The organism is Clostridium sp. SHJSY1, from assembly GCF_031626875.1.
Classification (GTDB): Bacteria; Bacillota; Clostridia; order Clostridiales; family Clostridiaceae; genus Clostridium.
Genome location: NZ_JANDMF010000006.1, coordinates 126,913 through 144,457, shown reverse-complemented (window position 1 = coordinate 144,457; position 17,545 = coordinate 126,913). Strand labels below are relative to the sequence as shown.

Genomic DNA, 17,545 nt, shown 5'->3' with positions numbered 1-17,545 from the left:
CATTCTTCTTTATAGTTCTTGCAGTTTTCTCAATACTTTCAGCTCTAGTTGTAATCCCAATTCCTGAATTAGAGCAATCTAAAAATGAGAAATCGGTATTAGTTACAGAATAATAAAAAGATATAAATCTCCACATATTGTGAAGATTTATATTTATTTTATAAGGTATTTATTTTATAAGGTTTAAATGCAATTAAAATACAATGGTTAGGTATATGGAATAGAGATATATAAAGGAGATAAATAAATGAAGATAACTAATTTGAAAACAAATCATATAGTAAATCCACTAGGATTTGATTTAGGAAAGCCAAGTCTTTCCTTTATAACAAGTGAAACTGATGCTAAAAGGCAGGTAGCAGCCCAAATTCAAGTGGCACTAGATGAAGAATTCTCGGAAATAGTATTTGATACTGGAAAAGATGAAGAAATAGATAGTCTAGCATTTGAGCTACCAATAACATTAAAACCAAGAACTCGTTACTATTGGAACGTAAAAGTATGGGCTGATAATGGAGATATAGAAACAAGTGATACAGTTTGGTTTGAAACCGCTAAAATAGATGAGCCTTGGAGCTCAAGATGGATAACACCAAACTTGGAGGGCGATATTCACCCTGTATTAACTAAAAAATTTAACATAGAAAAGCCTATAAAATCTGCTAGAGCATATGTATGTGGTTTAGGGTTATATGAAATAGATGTTAATGGGATTAAGGCAGGGGAAGAGTACCTTGCTCCAAACTTTAACGCATATGATAAATGGATTCAATATCAAACCTATGATATTACAGATACTCTAAAGGAAGGTAACAACAAAGTAGATGTTATCTTGGGAAATGGTATGTATAAAGGACGTTTCGGTCTTTCAAGAAAAGAAAATTTATATGGTAATAAATTTGCACTATTATGTGAAATAGTTGTAGATTATCAAGATGGAACAGGTGCTGTAATAACTTCAGATAAAACTTGGAAAACAAGAAAGAGTAAGGTTTTGTTTAGTGGAATTTATGATGGAGAAGTTTATGATGCTAGCTTTAATAATAAAATTATATATGAAACGAAAGAAATGAATTTTGAATTTAAAAAATTAAAAGCAAGGTTAAGTTTGCCTATTAAAATTAAGGAAAGGATAAAACCAATTGAGGTAATTAAAACTTTAGCAGGGGAAACTGTACTTGACTTAGGGCAAAATATGGTTGGATGGATTGAGTTTAAAGCTAAAGCTCCAAAAGGAAGTGAAATAACGCTACAATATGGGGAAATCCTTCAAGATGGTAATTTCTATAGAGAAAATTTACAAAGTGCTAAAGCAGAATTTACTTATATTTCAGATGGCGAAGAAGCTTTAGTAAGACCTCATTTTACTTACTATGGATTTAGATATGTAAAGGTAAATGGATGGTATGGTGCAATAAACTTAAATGACTTTACAGGGTGTGTTCTTTATTCAGACATGGAGTTAACTGGTCACATAGAAACAAGTAATCCATTAGTAAATAGATTATTCCTAAATGCACTATGGGGACAAAAAGGAAACTTTTTAGATGTCCCAACAGATTGCCCTCAAAGAGATGAACGCTTAGGATGGACTGGAGATGCACAAGTTTTTTCAGGGACAGCAAGCTTTAATATGGATACTTTTGCTTTCTTTAATAAGTATGTATATGATATAGCACAGGAACAAAAAGATAGAGGAGGACTTGTACCTAATATTGTACCTGTAGCTTCTACTGGTGATGGTTGTGCCAGTGGTTGGTCAGATGTAGCCACAATAATACCTTGGACTCTATATCTTCAATATGGTGATAAGAGAATATTAGAGCAACAGTTTGAAAGTATGAAAGGCTGGGTAGATTATATAAGAAGAGAAGATGAAAATTCAGGCTCAAGAAGGCTTTGGCTAACAGGCTTTCAATTGGGAGATTGGCTTGCTCTTGATGGAGAAAATCCACAGAGTTTTGCAGGAGGAACAGAAACAGGTTTTATAGCATCTGCATACTACTATTATTCCTCTTCAATTGTTGCAAAGGCAGCAAAGGTAATTGGAAAAAAGAATTTATTTAAGGAATATAATGAATTATCCAATGAAATTAGAGAAGCTATAAGAGAAGAATATTTCACTCAAACAGGACGCTTATCTCTTAAAAACCAAACAGCCTATATACTTGCTCTATATATGGATTTAGTTCCAGAGGGGAAAATGGAAAGAGTTATATCAGACACTCGTGAAAGGTTTAAAGCAGATAAAAATCATTTAAAGACAGGTTTTATAGGAACACCTTATCTTTGTAAAGCACTATCAGAAAAGGGATGTAATGATTTAGCATATACTCTTTTGTTAAACAAGGATTATCCAAGTTGGCTTTATGCAGTAACAATGGGGGCAACAACTATCTGGGAGCGTTGGAATTCTGTACTTTCAGATGGAAGGATAAGTGGAACAGATATGAATTCACTAAATCACTATTCTTATGGGTCTATTGTGGAATGGATGTATAGATATATGGCAGGAATAAATCCAGTAGAAGATAAGCCTGGGTTTAAACATGTTAAATTAGCACCAATGCCAGATTATAGACTAAAGTATGCAAAGGCATCTTATAACTCGGCAGCTGGATTATATGAAAGTCAATGGAAAATAAGTGAAGAGGGGAACTTAAACTTTAAATTTAATATTCCATTTAATTCATCAGCAACACTTGTATTACCGAATGCAAAATTAGAAAAGGTAAAAGTAAATGGTAATTTATTAAAAGATACAAAATTATGTTCAAGGGAAGTTAATGAAAATGTAGTGATAGAACTAAATAGTGGAGTATATGAATTTAATTATATACCTGAAGTTCCTTATGTTAAGTACTATAACACTGAATTTAGTTATGAGGAATTGGTAAAAAATAAAGAAACTAAAGACATATTAATTAAAGGGTTGCCTGTAATGCTTGAAGATCATATGGTTGGAAAAGTAGGAGATAAGTCTTTAAGGGAATTATCCTATATGCCATTTTTTTCTGTATCAAGTGATATGTTGGATGAGTTAGATAAAAAACTTGGAGAAATTAAAGTAGTTGTTAATTAATTTACAAAATGATTTAAAGGTAGGATGTATATCATTTCTCACTTTAAATCATTTTTATGTTTATATAAAAGTTTAGTAAAAAATAAAAAATAATTTAGTAAAAAATAATTGAAATTTTACTAAAATGATTTTATAATAAAAATATAAATATTATTTGGAGGTTGAAAATTATGAACACTATAGACATGTTAAGAAGTAAATTTGAAAATGTTTTCAAAAAGAGCCCAGAAAGATTCTTTTTTGCACCAGGTAGAATAAATCTTATAGGAGAACACACAGATTACAATGGAGGACATGTATTTCCATGTTCAATAACTTTAGGGACACATGCAGTAGCTAGTTTTAATAACAGCAACAAGTGCTCATTATATTCCATGAATTTTGATAGTCTAGGAGTTATAGAAGTTAGTTTAGATGATTTAGATTATAAGAAGGAAGACAATTGGACAAATTATGTCAAGGGTATGATTCAAACTTTAAAAAAGAGCGGATATAAAATAGATAAAGGTATGGATATTTTATTCTATGGAGAAATACCAAATGGAGCTGGTCTTTCATCATCTGCCTCAATTGAACTTGTAAGTGGTGTTTTACTAAAAAATATGTTTAATCTTGATGTTGAGATGATAGATTTAATAAAAACAGGAAAAGCTGTGGAAAATAATTATATAGGTGTTAATAGTGGAATAATGGATCAATTTGCAATAGGAATGGGTAAAAAGGATTGTGCTATTTTACTTGATTGTAATACATTAGAATATTCATATGCACCAGTAAAATTAGATGATTACAATATTATAATAATGAACACAAATAAGAGACGTGAGCTTGCAGATTCAAAATACAATGAAAGAAGAGCAGAATGTGAAGAAGCTTTAGCCATTTTACAAACAGAACTTAAGATTAATGCTTTAGGAGAATTAGATGCTGAAACTTTTGAAAAATATAAATATCTTATAAAAGATGAAGTTGTATTAAAGAGAGCTAGACATGCTGTTTATGAAAATATAAGAACAGTAAAAGCTACAGAAGAACTTAATAAAGGTAACTTAAAAACATTTGGAGAACTTGTTAATCAATCTCATATCTCATTAAAAGAGGATTATGAAGTTACAGGAAAAGAGTTAGATACTTTAGCTGAAACAGCTTGGAAACAAGAAGGTATCCTTGGGGCAAGAATGACTGGTGCTGGTTTTGGTGGATGTGCTATAGCTATAGTTAAAAAAGATTGTACAGAAAAGTTTATAGAAAATGTATCAAATACTTACTTGGATGAAATCGGATACAAAGCAGATTTCTATATTGCAAACATAGGTGATGGGGCTAAGGAGGTAATGTAATGAGCGTTTTAGTTCTTGGGGGAGCTGGATATATTGGTTCTCATGCTACAAGTAAACTGATTGAAAATGGTTATGATGTTATAGTTATAGATAATCTTCAAACTGGGCATAAAGATGCTATTGCAGAAGGTGCAAAGTTTTATAAAGGCGATATAAGAGATAAGGAATTTTTAAAGAAAGTATTCTCAAAGGAAAAGATTGAAGGAGTAATGCATTTTGCAGCAAATTCTCTTGTTGGGGAATCAATGACTAATCCAATTAAATATTTTGATAATAATGTATATGGCACAGAAGTTTTATTGGAAACTATGAATGAATTTAATATTAAGTATATTGTTTTTTCATCTACTGCAGCTACTTATGGAGAACCAAAACAAATCCCAATTACAGAAGAATCAGAAACTTCTCCAACTAATCCTTATGGGGAATCAAAATTAATGATGGAAAAGATGATGAAATGGTGTGATAGAGCTTATGGAATAAAATATGTAGCATTAAGATATTTTAATGTTGCAGGAGCTAAGGAAACTTCGAAAATAGGAGAAGATCACACTCCAGAAACTCATTTAATCCCTCTAGTTTTACAAGTACCTTTAGGAAAGAGAGAAGCCATTACTATTTATGGAGAGGACTATGACACAGAAGATGGAACTTGTGTAAGAGATTATATTCATGTTGAAGATCTTGTAGATGCACATATTTTAGCTCTTAAATATTTAGTAAAGAATAATACAAGTAATGTATTCAACTTAGGAAGTAGTACTGGATTTTCAGTAAAGGAAATAATAGAGGTAGCTAGAAAAGTAACTTGTCATCCAATACCAACAGTATTAGGTGAGAGAAGAGCTGGGGATCCAAGCAAATTAGTTGCAGCATCTAAAAAAGCTAGAGAGATATTAGGATGGTCACCAACTAAAACATCAGTTGAAAAGATAATTCAAGATGCTTGGAATTGGCATAAGAATAATCCAAATGGCTTTAATGATTAAGGAGGTATTACTATGGAACTACAAGATAAAATTCAATTGTTAGTTGCTAAGGCTATAAAAAGTGATTTAATTGAAAAACAAGATAAGGTATATTGTATAAATCAAGTTATGGATTTATTTAATTTAAAGGATATAGAAAATAAATCAATTGAAGAGTGTGAAGAAACTATACCTGATATTTTAGATGAATTAGTTGATTTTGCAGCAGAAAATAATATAATTGAAGATTTATCAGATGAAAAAGATATACTAGCATCAAAAATTATGAATTGTTTTATGAGTAAGCCTTCAGAAATAATAAGAAATTTTTATAAAAAATATGATGAAAGTGCAGTTAAAGCAACAGATTATTTTTATGAATTAAGTAAGAACAATAATTATATTCAAACCAAAAGAATAGCAAAAAATATTAGCTATAAAGTTGGAACAGAATATGGAGATTTAGATATAACAATAAACTTATCTAAGCCTGAAAAAAATCCAAAAGATATAGCAAAAGCAAAAGAGGTTAAAAGTACAAACTATCCAAAATGCTTGCTATGTGTTGAAAATGAAGGATATGTTGGTAGAATAAATCATCCTGCACGTTCAAATCATAGAATAATTCCTTTAGATTTATTAGGTGAAGATTGGTATTTACAATATTCTCCTTATTCATATTACAATGAACATTGTATTGTTTTATGTAAAGAGCATAGAGATATGAAAATTAATAAAGTTGCATTTGAAAGATTGTTAAGATTTATAGAAAAATTCCCACATTATTTTGTAGGGTCAAATGCAGATCTTCCTATAGTAGGAGGGTCAATATTAACTCATGACCACTATCAAGGTGGAGCGTATGAGTTCCCAATGGCAAAAGCAGAAGATGATTTTTCATTTAAAGTAAATGGTTATGAAGATATTAATTTTGCTGTTGTAAAATGGCCTTTATCAGTAATGAGATTAAGAGGAAAAGATATTAATTCATTAGTAGATGCATCAGATTATATTTTAAATAAGTGGAGAGGATATTCAGATAAAGAAAATGGAATATTTGCTTTCACAGAAGAAACTCCCCATAATACAATAACTCCTATTGCAAGAAAAAGAGGAGATTTCTATGAAATGGACTTAGTTCTAAGAAATAATAGAACAAGTGAAGAGCATCCACTAGGAATTTTTCATCCACATGAAGATGTGCAGCATATTAAAAAGGAAAATATAGGGCTTATAGAAGTAATGGGACTTGCGGTTTTACCTGCTAGACTTAAAACTGAGCTAAAAGAAGTAAGTAAATATCTTATTGAGGAAGAAAATTTAATTGCAGAGTATCACATTAAATGGGCAGATGAATTAAAGGAAAAATACAAAGAGGAATTAACAGGAGAAACTGTACAAAGTATTTTAGATAAAGAGGTAGGATATAAATTCTTAAGAGTTCTTCAAGATGCTGGAGTTTATAAGAGAAATGAAGAGGGAAAAGAAGGGATTAAAAAGTTTATAGAACACTTAAATGCTAAAAAAGAGGTGGTATAGATGACTATTAAAAGAGAATTTTTTGGAAAAACACCTGAAGGAGAAAATGTTGATATTTTTACTTTAACCAATAAAGAAATGACAGTTAAAATATCAAATTTTGGAGGTGTGGTTATTTCTATAATAGCACCTGATAGAAATGGACAACTTGATGATATTGTATTAGGTTATGATAATCTTGAAGGATATTTAAAAAATGAACCATATTTAGGGTCAATTGTTGGAAGACATGCTAATAGAATTGAAGGAGCAGAATTTGAACTTAATGGTGAGATTTATAAGTTAAATAAAAATGAAGGACAAAATAATCACCATGGAGGAGTTAAGGGATTTAATAAGGTTTTATGGGGTGCTGATATAGTATCAAAGGAAGGTGAAGAATGTCTTGAACTTTCTTATTTAAGCAAAGATGGAGAAGAAGGTTTCCCGGGAAATTTAAAGGTTAAAGTTATATATAAATTAACTAAAGAAAATGCTCTAGAAATACATTATTTTGCTGAAACAGATAAAGATACAGTAGTTAATCTAACAAGCCATTCCTATTTCAATTTATCAGGACATACATCAGGGAATATTTTTAATCATAAAATTATGATTAATGGAGATAAATTTACTGTTGTAAATGAAAATGGTGTTCCAACAGGCGAAATAAGAAGTGTTGAAAATACTCCTTTAAATCTTAGAGAAGAGAAATTTATTAAAGAAGGACTATTTAGTGATTACGAACAAATAAAGTTTGGAAAAGGATATGATCATAATTGGGTTCTTAATGTAAGTGGGAAGGAACCAGAAAAAGCTGCTGAAATTTATGATGAGACTAGTGGAAGAGCAGTGAGTATTTATACAACAAAACCAGGAATTCAATTATATACAGGCAATTATTTAGATGAGCATGATAATTGTAAGGAAAATGCTAATTATAATGAATATGCAGCATTAGCTTTGGAAACTCAATATTTTCCTAACTCATTAAAGCATAAAAATTTTCCATCACCAATATTAAAGGTTGGAGAAAAATATAACCATATAACAATATATAAGTTTTTTACTAAATGATAAATGGCATAAAATAAACAATAAAAATAAGTTAAAATTTTCAATAAAATGTATATACTTATAATTAATTATGTGGTATAATCTACTAAGAAATTGGTGAAAACAAGTCTGTGGGAGATTATTTCGCGTTTTATATACTAGCAAACAATAAAAAATATTACTTTTTTAAATGGATTAATACTCTTTATTTAGAGTGTTAATTCATTTTTTTGTTTTGAGAAAGTTATTTCATTTATTAAGTGAGATTCTCAAAACTTATTCTAAAACAAGCACCACTTGTACTGGTATTTTCAGCAACAATATATCCTTTATGATTTTCGATAATACTTTTAGCTATAGCTAAACCAAGTCCATGGTTTCCGTTTTTCCCTTTATAGAATCTATCGAAAATATGTGGAAGATCATTATCCTCAAAGCCAGGGCCATCATCTGTAATAGTAACAGTTATATTACATAATTTTTTTGTTATGACAACATTAACATAGCTATTACAATATCTCAAGCAATTTCCAAGTAGATTTATAATAGCTCTAGTAAATTTTTCTTCATCTAACAAGAGCATTAAATCCTTATTGTTGTTAGAGCAAGTTATTGTTTTATTATTTTTAACAGCAATTCCATTAACTCTTTCAATACTATTTTTTATAATATCTTCTAAATTCAATCTTTTAAAGTTAAATTCCATATTCATTGAATCAAGTTTAGATAAATACAATAAATCATCAACTATTTCAGATAGTCTTTTGCTTTCTTCGATTATTATATCAACTGCTTTAGCTTCATCATCTATAACTTTATACTTTATAGCTTCTGCATAGCCTTGAATAGACATTAAAGGAGTTCTTAGCTCATGGGAAGAGTTTTGCATAAAGTTTTTCATAAATATATCATCAGCTTGTATTTTTTGAGCCATGAAATGCATGGTTTCTGAAAGCTTTTCTATTTCATGATTTTCATATTTCATTGGTTTCATAGTATAATCTTTTTGGCTAATTCTTTTGGCATATTCACTTAAAGCTGAAATAGGACTAGATATTTTTTTTGATACTTTATTTGATATTATAAGTGCAATTATAGAAGTAATTAAAAGAATAGAAATAAGCATAATGTTTACAAGTAATGTGAGTCTTCTACTTTTAGTAAAGTTAGTATAGACGGTTAAATAAGCATATGTAGAATTATTATCTTTTAAAGGATATAACAAAAGAGCATATTTTTTTACTGGACCATTTAAATACAAAACAGTATTTTTACCATTTTCAGCAGATAAAAGTTGTTTGTTTCTTATTTGGGGGATTAAGTGGTTGGTTAGTACTTGTTCTTCAGATTTTTCATCATTAGCATAAATTAATTTTGTATCCTTTCCAATTAGGGCATATTTGGTATCAAAAATAGAGAGTGTTTGTTCTGAATTATTTTTTAGTTGATTTTGTATAATATTTTCACTAGCCTTAAGTTTTTCAATATCTTTTAAATTCTCAGATGAATTATTTAATGAGTCCTTTAATAATTCACATGCATTTGTAAGTTGAACTTTAACTTGCTTTCTTATATATACTTTAAGACATAAATCAAATACTAATACAGTTAAAAATAGAAATATGCTAATTATAATTATATGTGAAATAAAAATTCTTTTTCTTATTGTATTCATTATATAGTCCTTTCTTTGTCAGAAATCATGAAACCAAAGCCCCAAAGAGTTTCTATTATTAAGGATGAATTTACTTTAGTAAGTTTTTTTCGAATTCTTTTAATCATATCATCAGTTGCTCTAGTATCAACTTCACTATCAAATCCCCAAATTTTATAAAGAAGTTCATTACGACTAACTCCTTTATTTAGATTATTTGATAGATATAAAAGCAGAGTAAACTCCATAGGTGTTAATTTTAAATCTTCACCATTACAAGTTGCATATTTAGCATCTATATAAATAGTTATATCAGAAATTTTTAATACTTTTTGAATAGTTTTTGGAACTTTATCCAATTCAATTCGTCTAAATATATTTTTAACCCTAAGAACAAGTTCTACAGGACTAAAAGGTTTTGTCATATAATCATCACTGCCAAGCATGAGACCAGCTATTTTATCAGATTCGCTATCTTTAGCTGAGATTATTATAATTGGAATATTACTTTCTTTTCTAATTTCAGAACAAACAGAAAGACCATCAAGAGTAGGCATCATTATATCAAGAATAATCATATCTGGATTGTGATTTTGAAACTCTTCTAGTAGGGACTTTCCATCTGAAAAAATTTTAATATTATAACCTTCTTTTTCTAAAAACATTCCTATAAGTTCTTGTATTTTTAGCTCATCATCTGCAATGTATATTAATTTTTTACCCAAAAAAACCACCTCTTTTGTTTAATTAAATTCTCATTTAATAAATTATAACATAGTGAAAATTGAGGAATAAATATAAAGAAATATTGCCACAATTTTGCCACAGTTTATCCCTGATTTGTCCTATATTAAAATGCTAAAATAAATTTGTAGATAGAAATACAAAAAAATTCAAAGGGGTGATAATTAATGAAAAAGAAATTTACATTAATTATGGTAATGATATCTGTGTTATTTCTTATAGGGGGATGTGGAAAAAGAGGAGTTGATCAAACTAAAAATTCTTCAACAGCAGAAAAGAGTAGTAGTTCAAATAATACAGGTCAATATAAAGATGCAGATGAAATAGATGAAACAATTAAAAACTTGGATTCAATGTTAAATGATATAGATGAGACTACAGAAATGAATGAAGTTGAATCATTAATAAATAATTTAGGATAAGGGGATGCAAAGTATGAAAAAATTAAGTTTAAAAGTAATGACAGCATTAGTAGCAATTTCTTTGATAGGACCTACTGTATCAACAAGTGCAGTTGAAGTAGGTACTAAAATTCAAGGATATAAAAATTCAGAAGAATGGAAACAAAATAAAGATGAAATTACCTCTAAGAAAGATACAATTAAGAAAAATCATGAAACTAACAAAGCTTTAAGAGAAGATATAGTTAAAAAGAGAGATGCTATAAAAAATTTAAGAAAAGAAATAAAAGATAACAATAAAAAACTAACAAAAGAAGAGTTGTCTAAGATAAAAGAGCAAATAGGGAACATAAAAACAGATAAGGAAAAGTTAGAAGGATTAAAAGGTGTAATCAAAAAAGACTCAGAGATAATAAAAGATGATTTAAAAAACAAGAATTTTGCAGATGCTAAAATACAATTAGACAATATTATATCAACTCAAAATACAAGAACAGATGATTTGAAAAAATTAAATACTGATTTAGATACATTGATAAACATAGTTCAGTCAGCAGTTAATAATACACAATCAAAATAGAAATGAAAAATTATAAGATGAGGGTTTGAAATAAACTCCATCTTATATTTTTTTGTCTATAAACCAACTAAAATATCAACCTTTTTCTTAAATAGTTTGTTAAACAAAGATATTACTCTCCCAGTAAATAGCATATTTGCTATAGCACCTAAACCAATGCCAACAGGTTGTCCAACAAAAATTAATCCTATAGATAGAGAAATAGCAAGGGATGTAAAATCAAAAACATTTTTACCAAAGCCCATACCTTTCTTTAATTTATCACCAATTACCTTTGCTAAAGCATCAGCAGGATTTGGAATGATTTTCATATTTACAGTAATAGCTGCACCTATACCAGTTAGTATTATGGCTAAAACCATTAGGATGATTTTAGGTGGCATATTAGTAAAATGTATATTTAATATATTGTTGAAGCTATTTATGAAAGCACTAGTAATTAAACTAATTATAACTTGAAACAATTGAAATAACTTAAAATTCTTTCGTAATGCTGCTATTTGAATAATAATAAACAATATATAGGCTATAAATGTTGCTTGACCAAGGTTAAAATGCCATATAGCTGATACTGTATAGGGCATAGAAATGATTGGAGATACCCCTAAATCTGTTTTTGTGTTCAATGTGATTCCTAAAGATAGAATTATAATACCTATAAAATATAGTATAATTCTAAAAAAAAGTTCTTTTTTGTTATTCATCTTTGTGTGCAAGTCCTTTCTGTTATTAAAATTAAATATTATAAAAAAATTTATCATATAGCATGATAAATTTTAGTAAATTTGGATTTCGTCTATACTTTAATTATACCATTTAAGTTCATATTTTTATAATGATTAGAGCAAAAGAATTAATTATATCAAGAGGTAATGATTAAATACATTGAATTTAGGACATTGTCAATGATTATGGGTAGTTGTCCATAAAACAGCAGCAGTGCAAAAAGTCCACTATTATTTTAGTTTAAATTTTCTGATACAATTCAAATATAGACAAATTAATTATAAGAGGAGACGTGTTATGTCAAATTCAAATTATTTCCAAACAGATGAAGAAATACTTGCAGCATTCGAATTAGTTTTACCATATCTAAACAAAATTGTTCGAGAAGATATGGCAGTGGGATTAACAGATTTAAATGAATATATTTCATATTACAGAGCAAAAGAATTTGAATTAGATTTACCTAAAGGAAAGCCAGTGAAAGATATACCTACAATTGTTGAATGTATAAATACTGGTAGAGATACATTTGATGATATTCCAGTTGAAGTATATGGAAGACCTATAAAAACAATATTTACTCCAATATATGGAGTAAATAAAAAAATTATTGGAACATTAAGTTCAGGAATTGATTCTAATAATAATCATGAATTAATAAATACAGTTAATAAATTGTCAACATCAACAAAGCAAGCCTCTGAAAGTGTTAATGAAATAGCTAAAAGTGCTTTAGAACTTGCTGAAGCAGGACAACAATCAATAAGTTTTGCACATGATTTAATAGAACAATTTAAAGATACAACTAAAATTCTAGAATTTATAAAAGCTGTTGGGTCTCAAACGAATCTTTTAGGTTTAAATGCATCTATAGAAGCAGCAAGAGCGGGAGAATTAGGAAAAGGATTTTCAGTTGTTGCACAAGAAATTAGAAAATTAGCTATTCAATCTCAAGAATCTACAACTAGGATACAAAGCATTTTAGATAAAATGAATAAAATTGTTGTTGATATTAATGGGTCAATAGAAACTACAGGAGCTGTTAGTGAAGAGCAAGCAGCAGCTACAGAAGAAATATCATCAAACTTAGAGTTCATAAAAAATGCAGTAAACCATTTAGAAAGTTTTGTTGAAAGATACAAATAAATTTTAATAATATAATTTTAAATAATAATTTTGAAAAGGCCAAGCACTGAAAGTTTAAGTGCTTGGTCTTTTTGACTCTAAATAAAAAGACTAAACTTATTTCAAAAGTGGTTAAAGTATCATTGAAATTGATATATCTAGATTAGGTACTAGAATAATTTTTACCAATATGAAATTTCAAATAATTAAAGAGAAATTCATTAACAAAAGATATTAAGGGGATAGTACAAAAGCATATACACTTAATTGCATTGAGAAAATTTGTAATCAATTAGAAATAAAGATGAACTCAATTTTGATTTATATTATTTTTAGATAATAAGCTGAATTTTAGTGTTTTAAATTTATGATATAATATAGAGCACAAGTTGTGTTTGTAAGTACATAAAGATGAGGAGTATATGAATGCTTAATTTTATAAATGAAACAAAGGAAAATTATTATAAAGAACGAAAAAAATTATCTTTTAGATTAAATAGTTATAATTCATTAAAAAAGCCATCTTGGATGGAGGAGTTGAATCACACAAAATTTGAAGCAACTTATAATGACCAAGAAATATTAATGAGACAAGGTAGGGTGGCAATTGGAAGTGTAGTCCAAGCTAATTTTATGTTATTTAAACCAGGAAGGTATAATTGTCCTGCTGCTATGGTTTTTTCTGAAGATCCATATTTTTATGAAAATCCTTATAAATTAGAAGATATTGCATCAAAGCTTTTTGAAATAAAAGGAGAAGCTACTAATGATGAAGAACTACAAAAGTTTTCAGATATTTTAGAAGATGAAAAAGAAGCACTTTTTAATGTTAAGCTTCCTAAAAAAATTACATTTGGTAAGGAAGTATATTTTACAACATTTATGGTTCATAGAGAACATATTCCAAATGGATACATTGATTTCAAATCTTTTCCAGTTCTTATATACCCAGAACAAACTGAGGCTTCAATTATTCTTCCAAGTAGATATTGGTTCAGTGAGTATACTAAGAAAAAGAAGAAAGTCAAAATACTTACAAATCAGGAATTAATGAAATTGCTTGATGAGAATCCTGAAAGATATATTGAAGTGATACAAAAACATATTGAATATTCTTTTGAAAAGATGAGAAGTTCTTGGTTTAGGAAAGACAAATGGTTAATCAAAAACTATTATTATCGCATTAATAATTCAACTGCACTTATGAATTGTGGTCAATATATGGAAGCTAAAGAAGTGATAGATGATTTACTATTGGGAATTGATATGAATGATATTGAAGAAAATCAAAAAAGTTTAAATATTATTCTTTTTATAAGTCTTATAGATACTCTTATTGGACTAGAAAGGTTTGAAGAAGCTAAGGGAAAAATTAGAATATTTGAAAATATAATATCAAATTGCAAAGATGAAAAAAATATACAAGCTTATTCTAGTAATTTAAAGTGGAAATGCATGAAGTTAGATATACTTGATGGTGACCTTGAAAGAGGGGGATGTTATTTAAAAGAGCTTATTAAAGTTGAGGAGAGTAAGGTTAAATTAGGGGAAGCATTTATGTATTTAGGTATTTACCACTTTAAGAGAAGTGAAGAAGATAAATCATTGGAGTTTTTTAATAGGGCATCTGATATAGTTAAGAGTCCAGATTCTTTAAGAAAGATACAATATTATAAAAACATTTTAACTTAATTATAATATTAACTTGGAAGAATGAAATCATGATGAACATGTGTATTTATTCGTTTTTAAAAATTACTTTTGACAAGTTATTATTTATATTATAGAATCATTAAAATAAATCAAAATAAGATTGTAGTACATATTATATAAAGATTATTGTATTTCTAAATTTAAACACTAATAATGATTTAAATTATAGCGTAAAATATGTATTAAGATAACATAAGAAGAGGTTAGGTGTAATATGAATAATGAATTAGAAAAAAGTGCTAATGAATGTTATTTGTTGGCTGAAAAGAGAGGAGCTCAGTATTTTAAATCCCTTTATGAGCAAGCTAGAGAGAAAACGTATATCTCTCTTCTAATAAAGGATATAGAATCATGGAAAGGCAATCATATTCATCACAGTTCATTACTATCATTTCTTACTCGTAAAAGTGGAAAATCTGCTCCAAAAGGATATCATAATTATATTCAATGGCTAAATTACAGAGGGAAATTAGATGATTATTTAGACAGAAGTATTTCATATATTTATATGCGTGATTTAGGAAAATCTTTAGATTCACTAGATACTCAAAGGAGCATTAAGAGTGCAGTTGATAGTTTAAAAGAGCGTTTAACTAGTTCTAAGAAAGATGATGAAGAAGAAGGAATCAGCATGTCTAATTTATATAAAAGGGCCCAAGAAGAAGGGATAGAAACTACTATGTTTTGGCTTATAGATAAGTTGAAGAATGTATCTTCTAATATTCCAGAAGGGGTAGATGCTGACCATGCCATGAGAAAACTCATTAAGATAATTGCAGGAGTACTTATGCATGTATCTGAAGAAATGAGTGATGATATATCTAAAGAGGAGAGAAGTAAGAAACTTGATGAAGCTATTAGATTAGGTTATTGTTATGGTTTGACTTATCCATTTATTGATGACTTATTAGATGCAAAGGTGTTATCTAAGAAAGAAAAAGCACAATATTCTGATTTAATACGTACAACGCTTGTTACAAGATTTGTACCAGAACTAGGTGAATGGGATGGAGACAACAAAGAATTAATTGAATACATTCATTCAGAACTTAAAGAGGCTTTTGAGTATATTAGAGACCATCAAAAGTCAGAAATGTTAAATGGATTTTTTGAGCAAGCTTATGTATTTTTTAATTCACAAGAAGTAGATCGAGTGAAGGAACTATCTAATGAAAATTATACCAATGATGAAATTTATATACCAGTAATTTTAAAATCTTCTTCTTCTAGATTGATTGTCCGTTCAGTAATTAGTGCACCAGAAGATGTTGAGTTTGATAATCTAACATTTTATTATGGTATTTACAATCAACTAGCAGATGATTTTGCAGATATGTTTGATGATATGGAAGAAGGTGCAGTAACACCATACACTTATTACTTGAAATATCATAAAAAGAGGCCAGATCTCATAAATCCATTTGAATTATATTGGACTGTAATTTCAAATTTGATTCATAATGTGTATAAATCAGATAAAAAAACATGTGAAGTAATTTTAGATCGTGCAATAAATGGATTGAAGCGATATAAAGAAAGAATGGGAAATGAAAAATATAATGAAGTCATGGCGTTATTTACTTCTGGAATTTCTGAGTTTAATAGTATTATTCAAGATGTAGTTAAAAAAGCTGATGATGTAGATTTCTTTGACAAACTATTAAGAGATCATATAATTACAATGTTAAAAGATGATAGGAAAGAAAGAGAGGAGTTTTTAGATACAATAGAAAATGTACGTAATGAAATTAACAGTGTTTTAAATATCCCTAAAAATGAAAACTTTTCTTTACTAAAAGAGCCAATAACAGAAGCTGCAAATTACAGTTTAGATGGTGATGGAAAAAGACTTAGACCAATACTTGCTTGGGTAATCGGTGTTAAGGGATATGGTTTAGAAGGTTCTCAATTAATGCCACTTTTAAAATCATTAGAGTATATGCATACAGCATCACTAATTTATGATGATTTGCCATCACAAGATAATGCCCCAACACGTAGAGGAAGAGCAACTTTGCATGCAGCTTATAATAATGCTATAGCAGAATTAACTGGTTTGTTTTTAACACAAAAAGGTATTGAGGAGCAAGCATCACTTGATGGGTTTGACCCAAAAGCTATCCTTAATATGATTAGATATTCTGCAGAAATGACTGCAAATATGTGTAATGGTCAAGCAATGGACTTGGGGTCTAAAGGAAAGCAATTAACCTTAGAAGAGTTAAATACTATGTGTTTTTATAAAACAGGCATAGCATTTGAAGCTTCCTTGATAATGCCAGCAATACTTGTAAATGCAAAGGAAGTTCAAATAGAAGCCTTGAAAAAGTTTGCCTATAATGCTGGAATTGCATTTCAAATTAAGGATGATCTTCTTGATGTTGAAGGCAATTCAGAAGTCCTTGGGAAAGTTATTGGAAGAGATGCAGAAAATAATAGTTCAACCTTTGTGTCTATACTAGGGATTGAAGGCGCAAAAAAATCTATGTGGGAACATTACTGCGTAGCAGCAGATTCGTTGAAAGAGGTTCCACATAGTAGAACTTTTTTAAAGCATTTGTTAAATTATATTGTAAATAGGGATCATTAAATAAAATATGAAAAGAAGCTATATCAAAATTATGATGATATAGCTTCT

Annotated in this window: 13 protein-coding genes; 10 read left to right on the top strand and 3 right to left on the bottom strand. The window is 28.6% G+C overall.

The annotated features are described in order from the left end of the window. Window positions 1–247: 247 nt before the first annotated feature. From NNC19_RS05640 to NNC19_RS05620, 5 genes are all read left to right on the top strand, one after another. Window positions 248–3,082 (top strand): family 78 glycoside hydrolase catalytic domain, encoded by a 2,835-nt coding sequence (locus NNC19_RS05640; protein ID WP_310937647.1) that lies wholly within the window; start codon window positions 248–250, stop codon window positions 3,080–3,082. A 170-nt stretch (window positions 3,083–3,252) separates the two neighbouring features. Beyond that, complete coding sequence (locus tag NNC19_RS05635; RefSeq protein ID WP_310937646.1) at window positions 3,253–4,422, top strand: galactokinase; 1,170 nt, start codon at window positions 3,253–3,255, stop codon at window positions 4,420–4,422. Next, entirely contained in the window at window positions 4,422–5,411 is a 990-nt protein-coding gene (gene galE / locus NNC19_RS05630; RefSeq protein ID WP_310937645.1) for a UDP-glucose 4-epimerase GalE, read from the top strand. Before NNC19_RS05635 ends, galE begins: the two co-directional genes overlap by 1 nt. Window positions 5,412–5,423: 12 nt before the next feature. Continuing rightward, window positions 5,424–6,929, top strand: coding sequence for a UDP-glucose--hexose-1-phosphate uridylyltransferase (gene galT / locus NNC19_RS05625; RefSeq protein ID WP_310937644.1), 1,506 nt, complete (start codon window positions 5,424–5,426; stop codon window positions 6,927–6,929). Next, entirely contained in the window at window positions 6,930–7,985 is a 1,056-nt protein-coding gene (locus tag NNC19_RS05620) for an aldose epimerase family protein (protein WP_310937643.1), read from the top strand. It abuts the gene before it with no gap. A 235-nt stretch (window positions 7,986–8,220) separates the two neighbouring features. Here the strand turns inward: NNC19_RS05620 and NNC19_RS05615 are convergent, their stop codons facing one another. Together NNC19_RS05615 and NNC19_RS05610 are read right to left on the bottom strand one after the other, a co-directional pair. Further along, entirely contained in the window at window positions 8,221–9,639 is a 1,419-nt protein-coding gene (locus tag NNC19_RS05615) for a HAMP domain-containing sensor histidine kinase (RefSeq protein WP_310937642.1), read from the bottom strand. Then, window positions 9,639–10,343, bottom strand: a complete 705-nt coding sequence (locus tag NNC19_RS05610; RefSeq protein ID WP_310937641.1) for a response regulator transcription factor — start codon at window positions 10,341–10,343, stop codon at window positions 9,639–9,641. Before NNC19_RS05610 ends, NNC19_RS05615 begins: the two co-directional genes overlap by 1 nt. A gap of 186 nt (window positions 10,344–10,529) precedes the next feature. Here NNC19_RS05610 and NNC19_RS05605 point away from each other — a divergent pair, with 186 nt between their 5' ends. Together NNC19_RS05605 and NNC19_RS05600 are read left to right on the top strand one after the other, a co-directional pair. Then, on the top strand, window positions 10,530–10,784 hold the full coding sequence (locus tag NNC19_RS05605) for a hypothetical protein (protein WP_310937640.1): 255 nt from the start codon (window positions 10,530–10,532) through the stop codon (window positions 10,782–10,784). Window positions 10,785–10,797: 13 nt separating this feature from the next. After that, on the top strand, window positions 10,798–11,343 hold the full coding sequence (locus NNC19_RS05600; RefSeq protein ID WP_310937639.1) for a hypothetical protein: 546 nt from the start codon (window positions 10,798–10,800) through the stop codon (window positions 11,341–11,343). Between the two features lie 56 nt (window positions 11,344–11,399). On the opposite strand, the gene NNC19_RS05595 is transcribed toward NNC19_RS05600, so the two are convergent. Continuing rightward, complete coding sequence (locus tag NNC19_RS05595) at window positions 11,400–12,047, bottom strand: DUF6198 family protein (protein WP_310937638.1); 648 nt, start codon at window positions 12,045–12,047, stop codon at window positions 11,400–11,402. Between the two features lie 319 nt (window positions 12,048–12,366). Here NNC19_RS05595 and NNC19_RS05590 point away from each other — a divergent pair, with 319 nt between their 5' ends. The 3 genes from NNC19_RS05590 (at window position 12,367) to NNC19_RS05580 (ending at window position 17,497) form a co-directional block, all read left to right on the top strand. Next, the gene (locus NNC19_RS05590; protein ID WP_310937637.1) at window positions 12,367–13,215 is read left to right on the top strand and encodes a methyl-accepting chemotaxis protein; all 849 of its coding nucleotides are present in this window, start codon (window positions 12,367–12,369) and stop codon (window positions 13,213–13,215) included. A 405-nt stretch (window positions 13,216–13,620) separates the two neighbouring features. Continuing rightward, complete coding sequence (locus NNC19_RS05585; RefSeq protein ID WP_310937636.1) at window positions 13,621–14,886, top strand: hypothetical protein; 1,266 nt, start codon at window positions 13,621–13,623, stop codon at window positions 14,884–14,886. A 235-nt stretch (window positions 14,887–15,121) separates the two neighbouring features. After that, a complete protein-coding gene (locus tag NNC19_RS05580; protein WP_310937635.1) occupies window positions 15,122–17,497 on the top strand; it encodes a polyprenyl synthetase family protein in 2,376 nt (791 codons plus the stop codon). Window positions 17,498–17,545 lie beyond the last annotated feature (48 nt).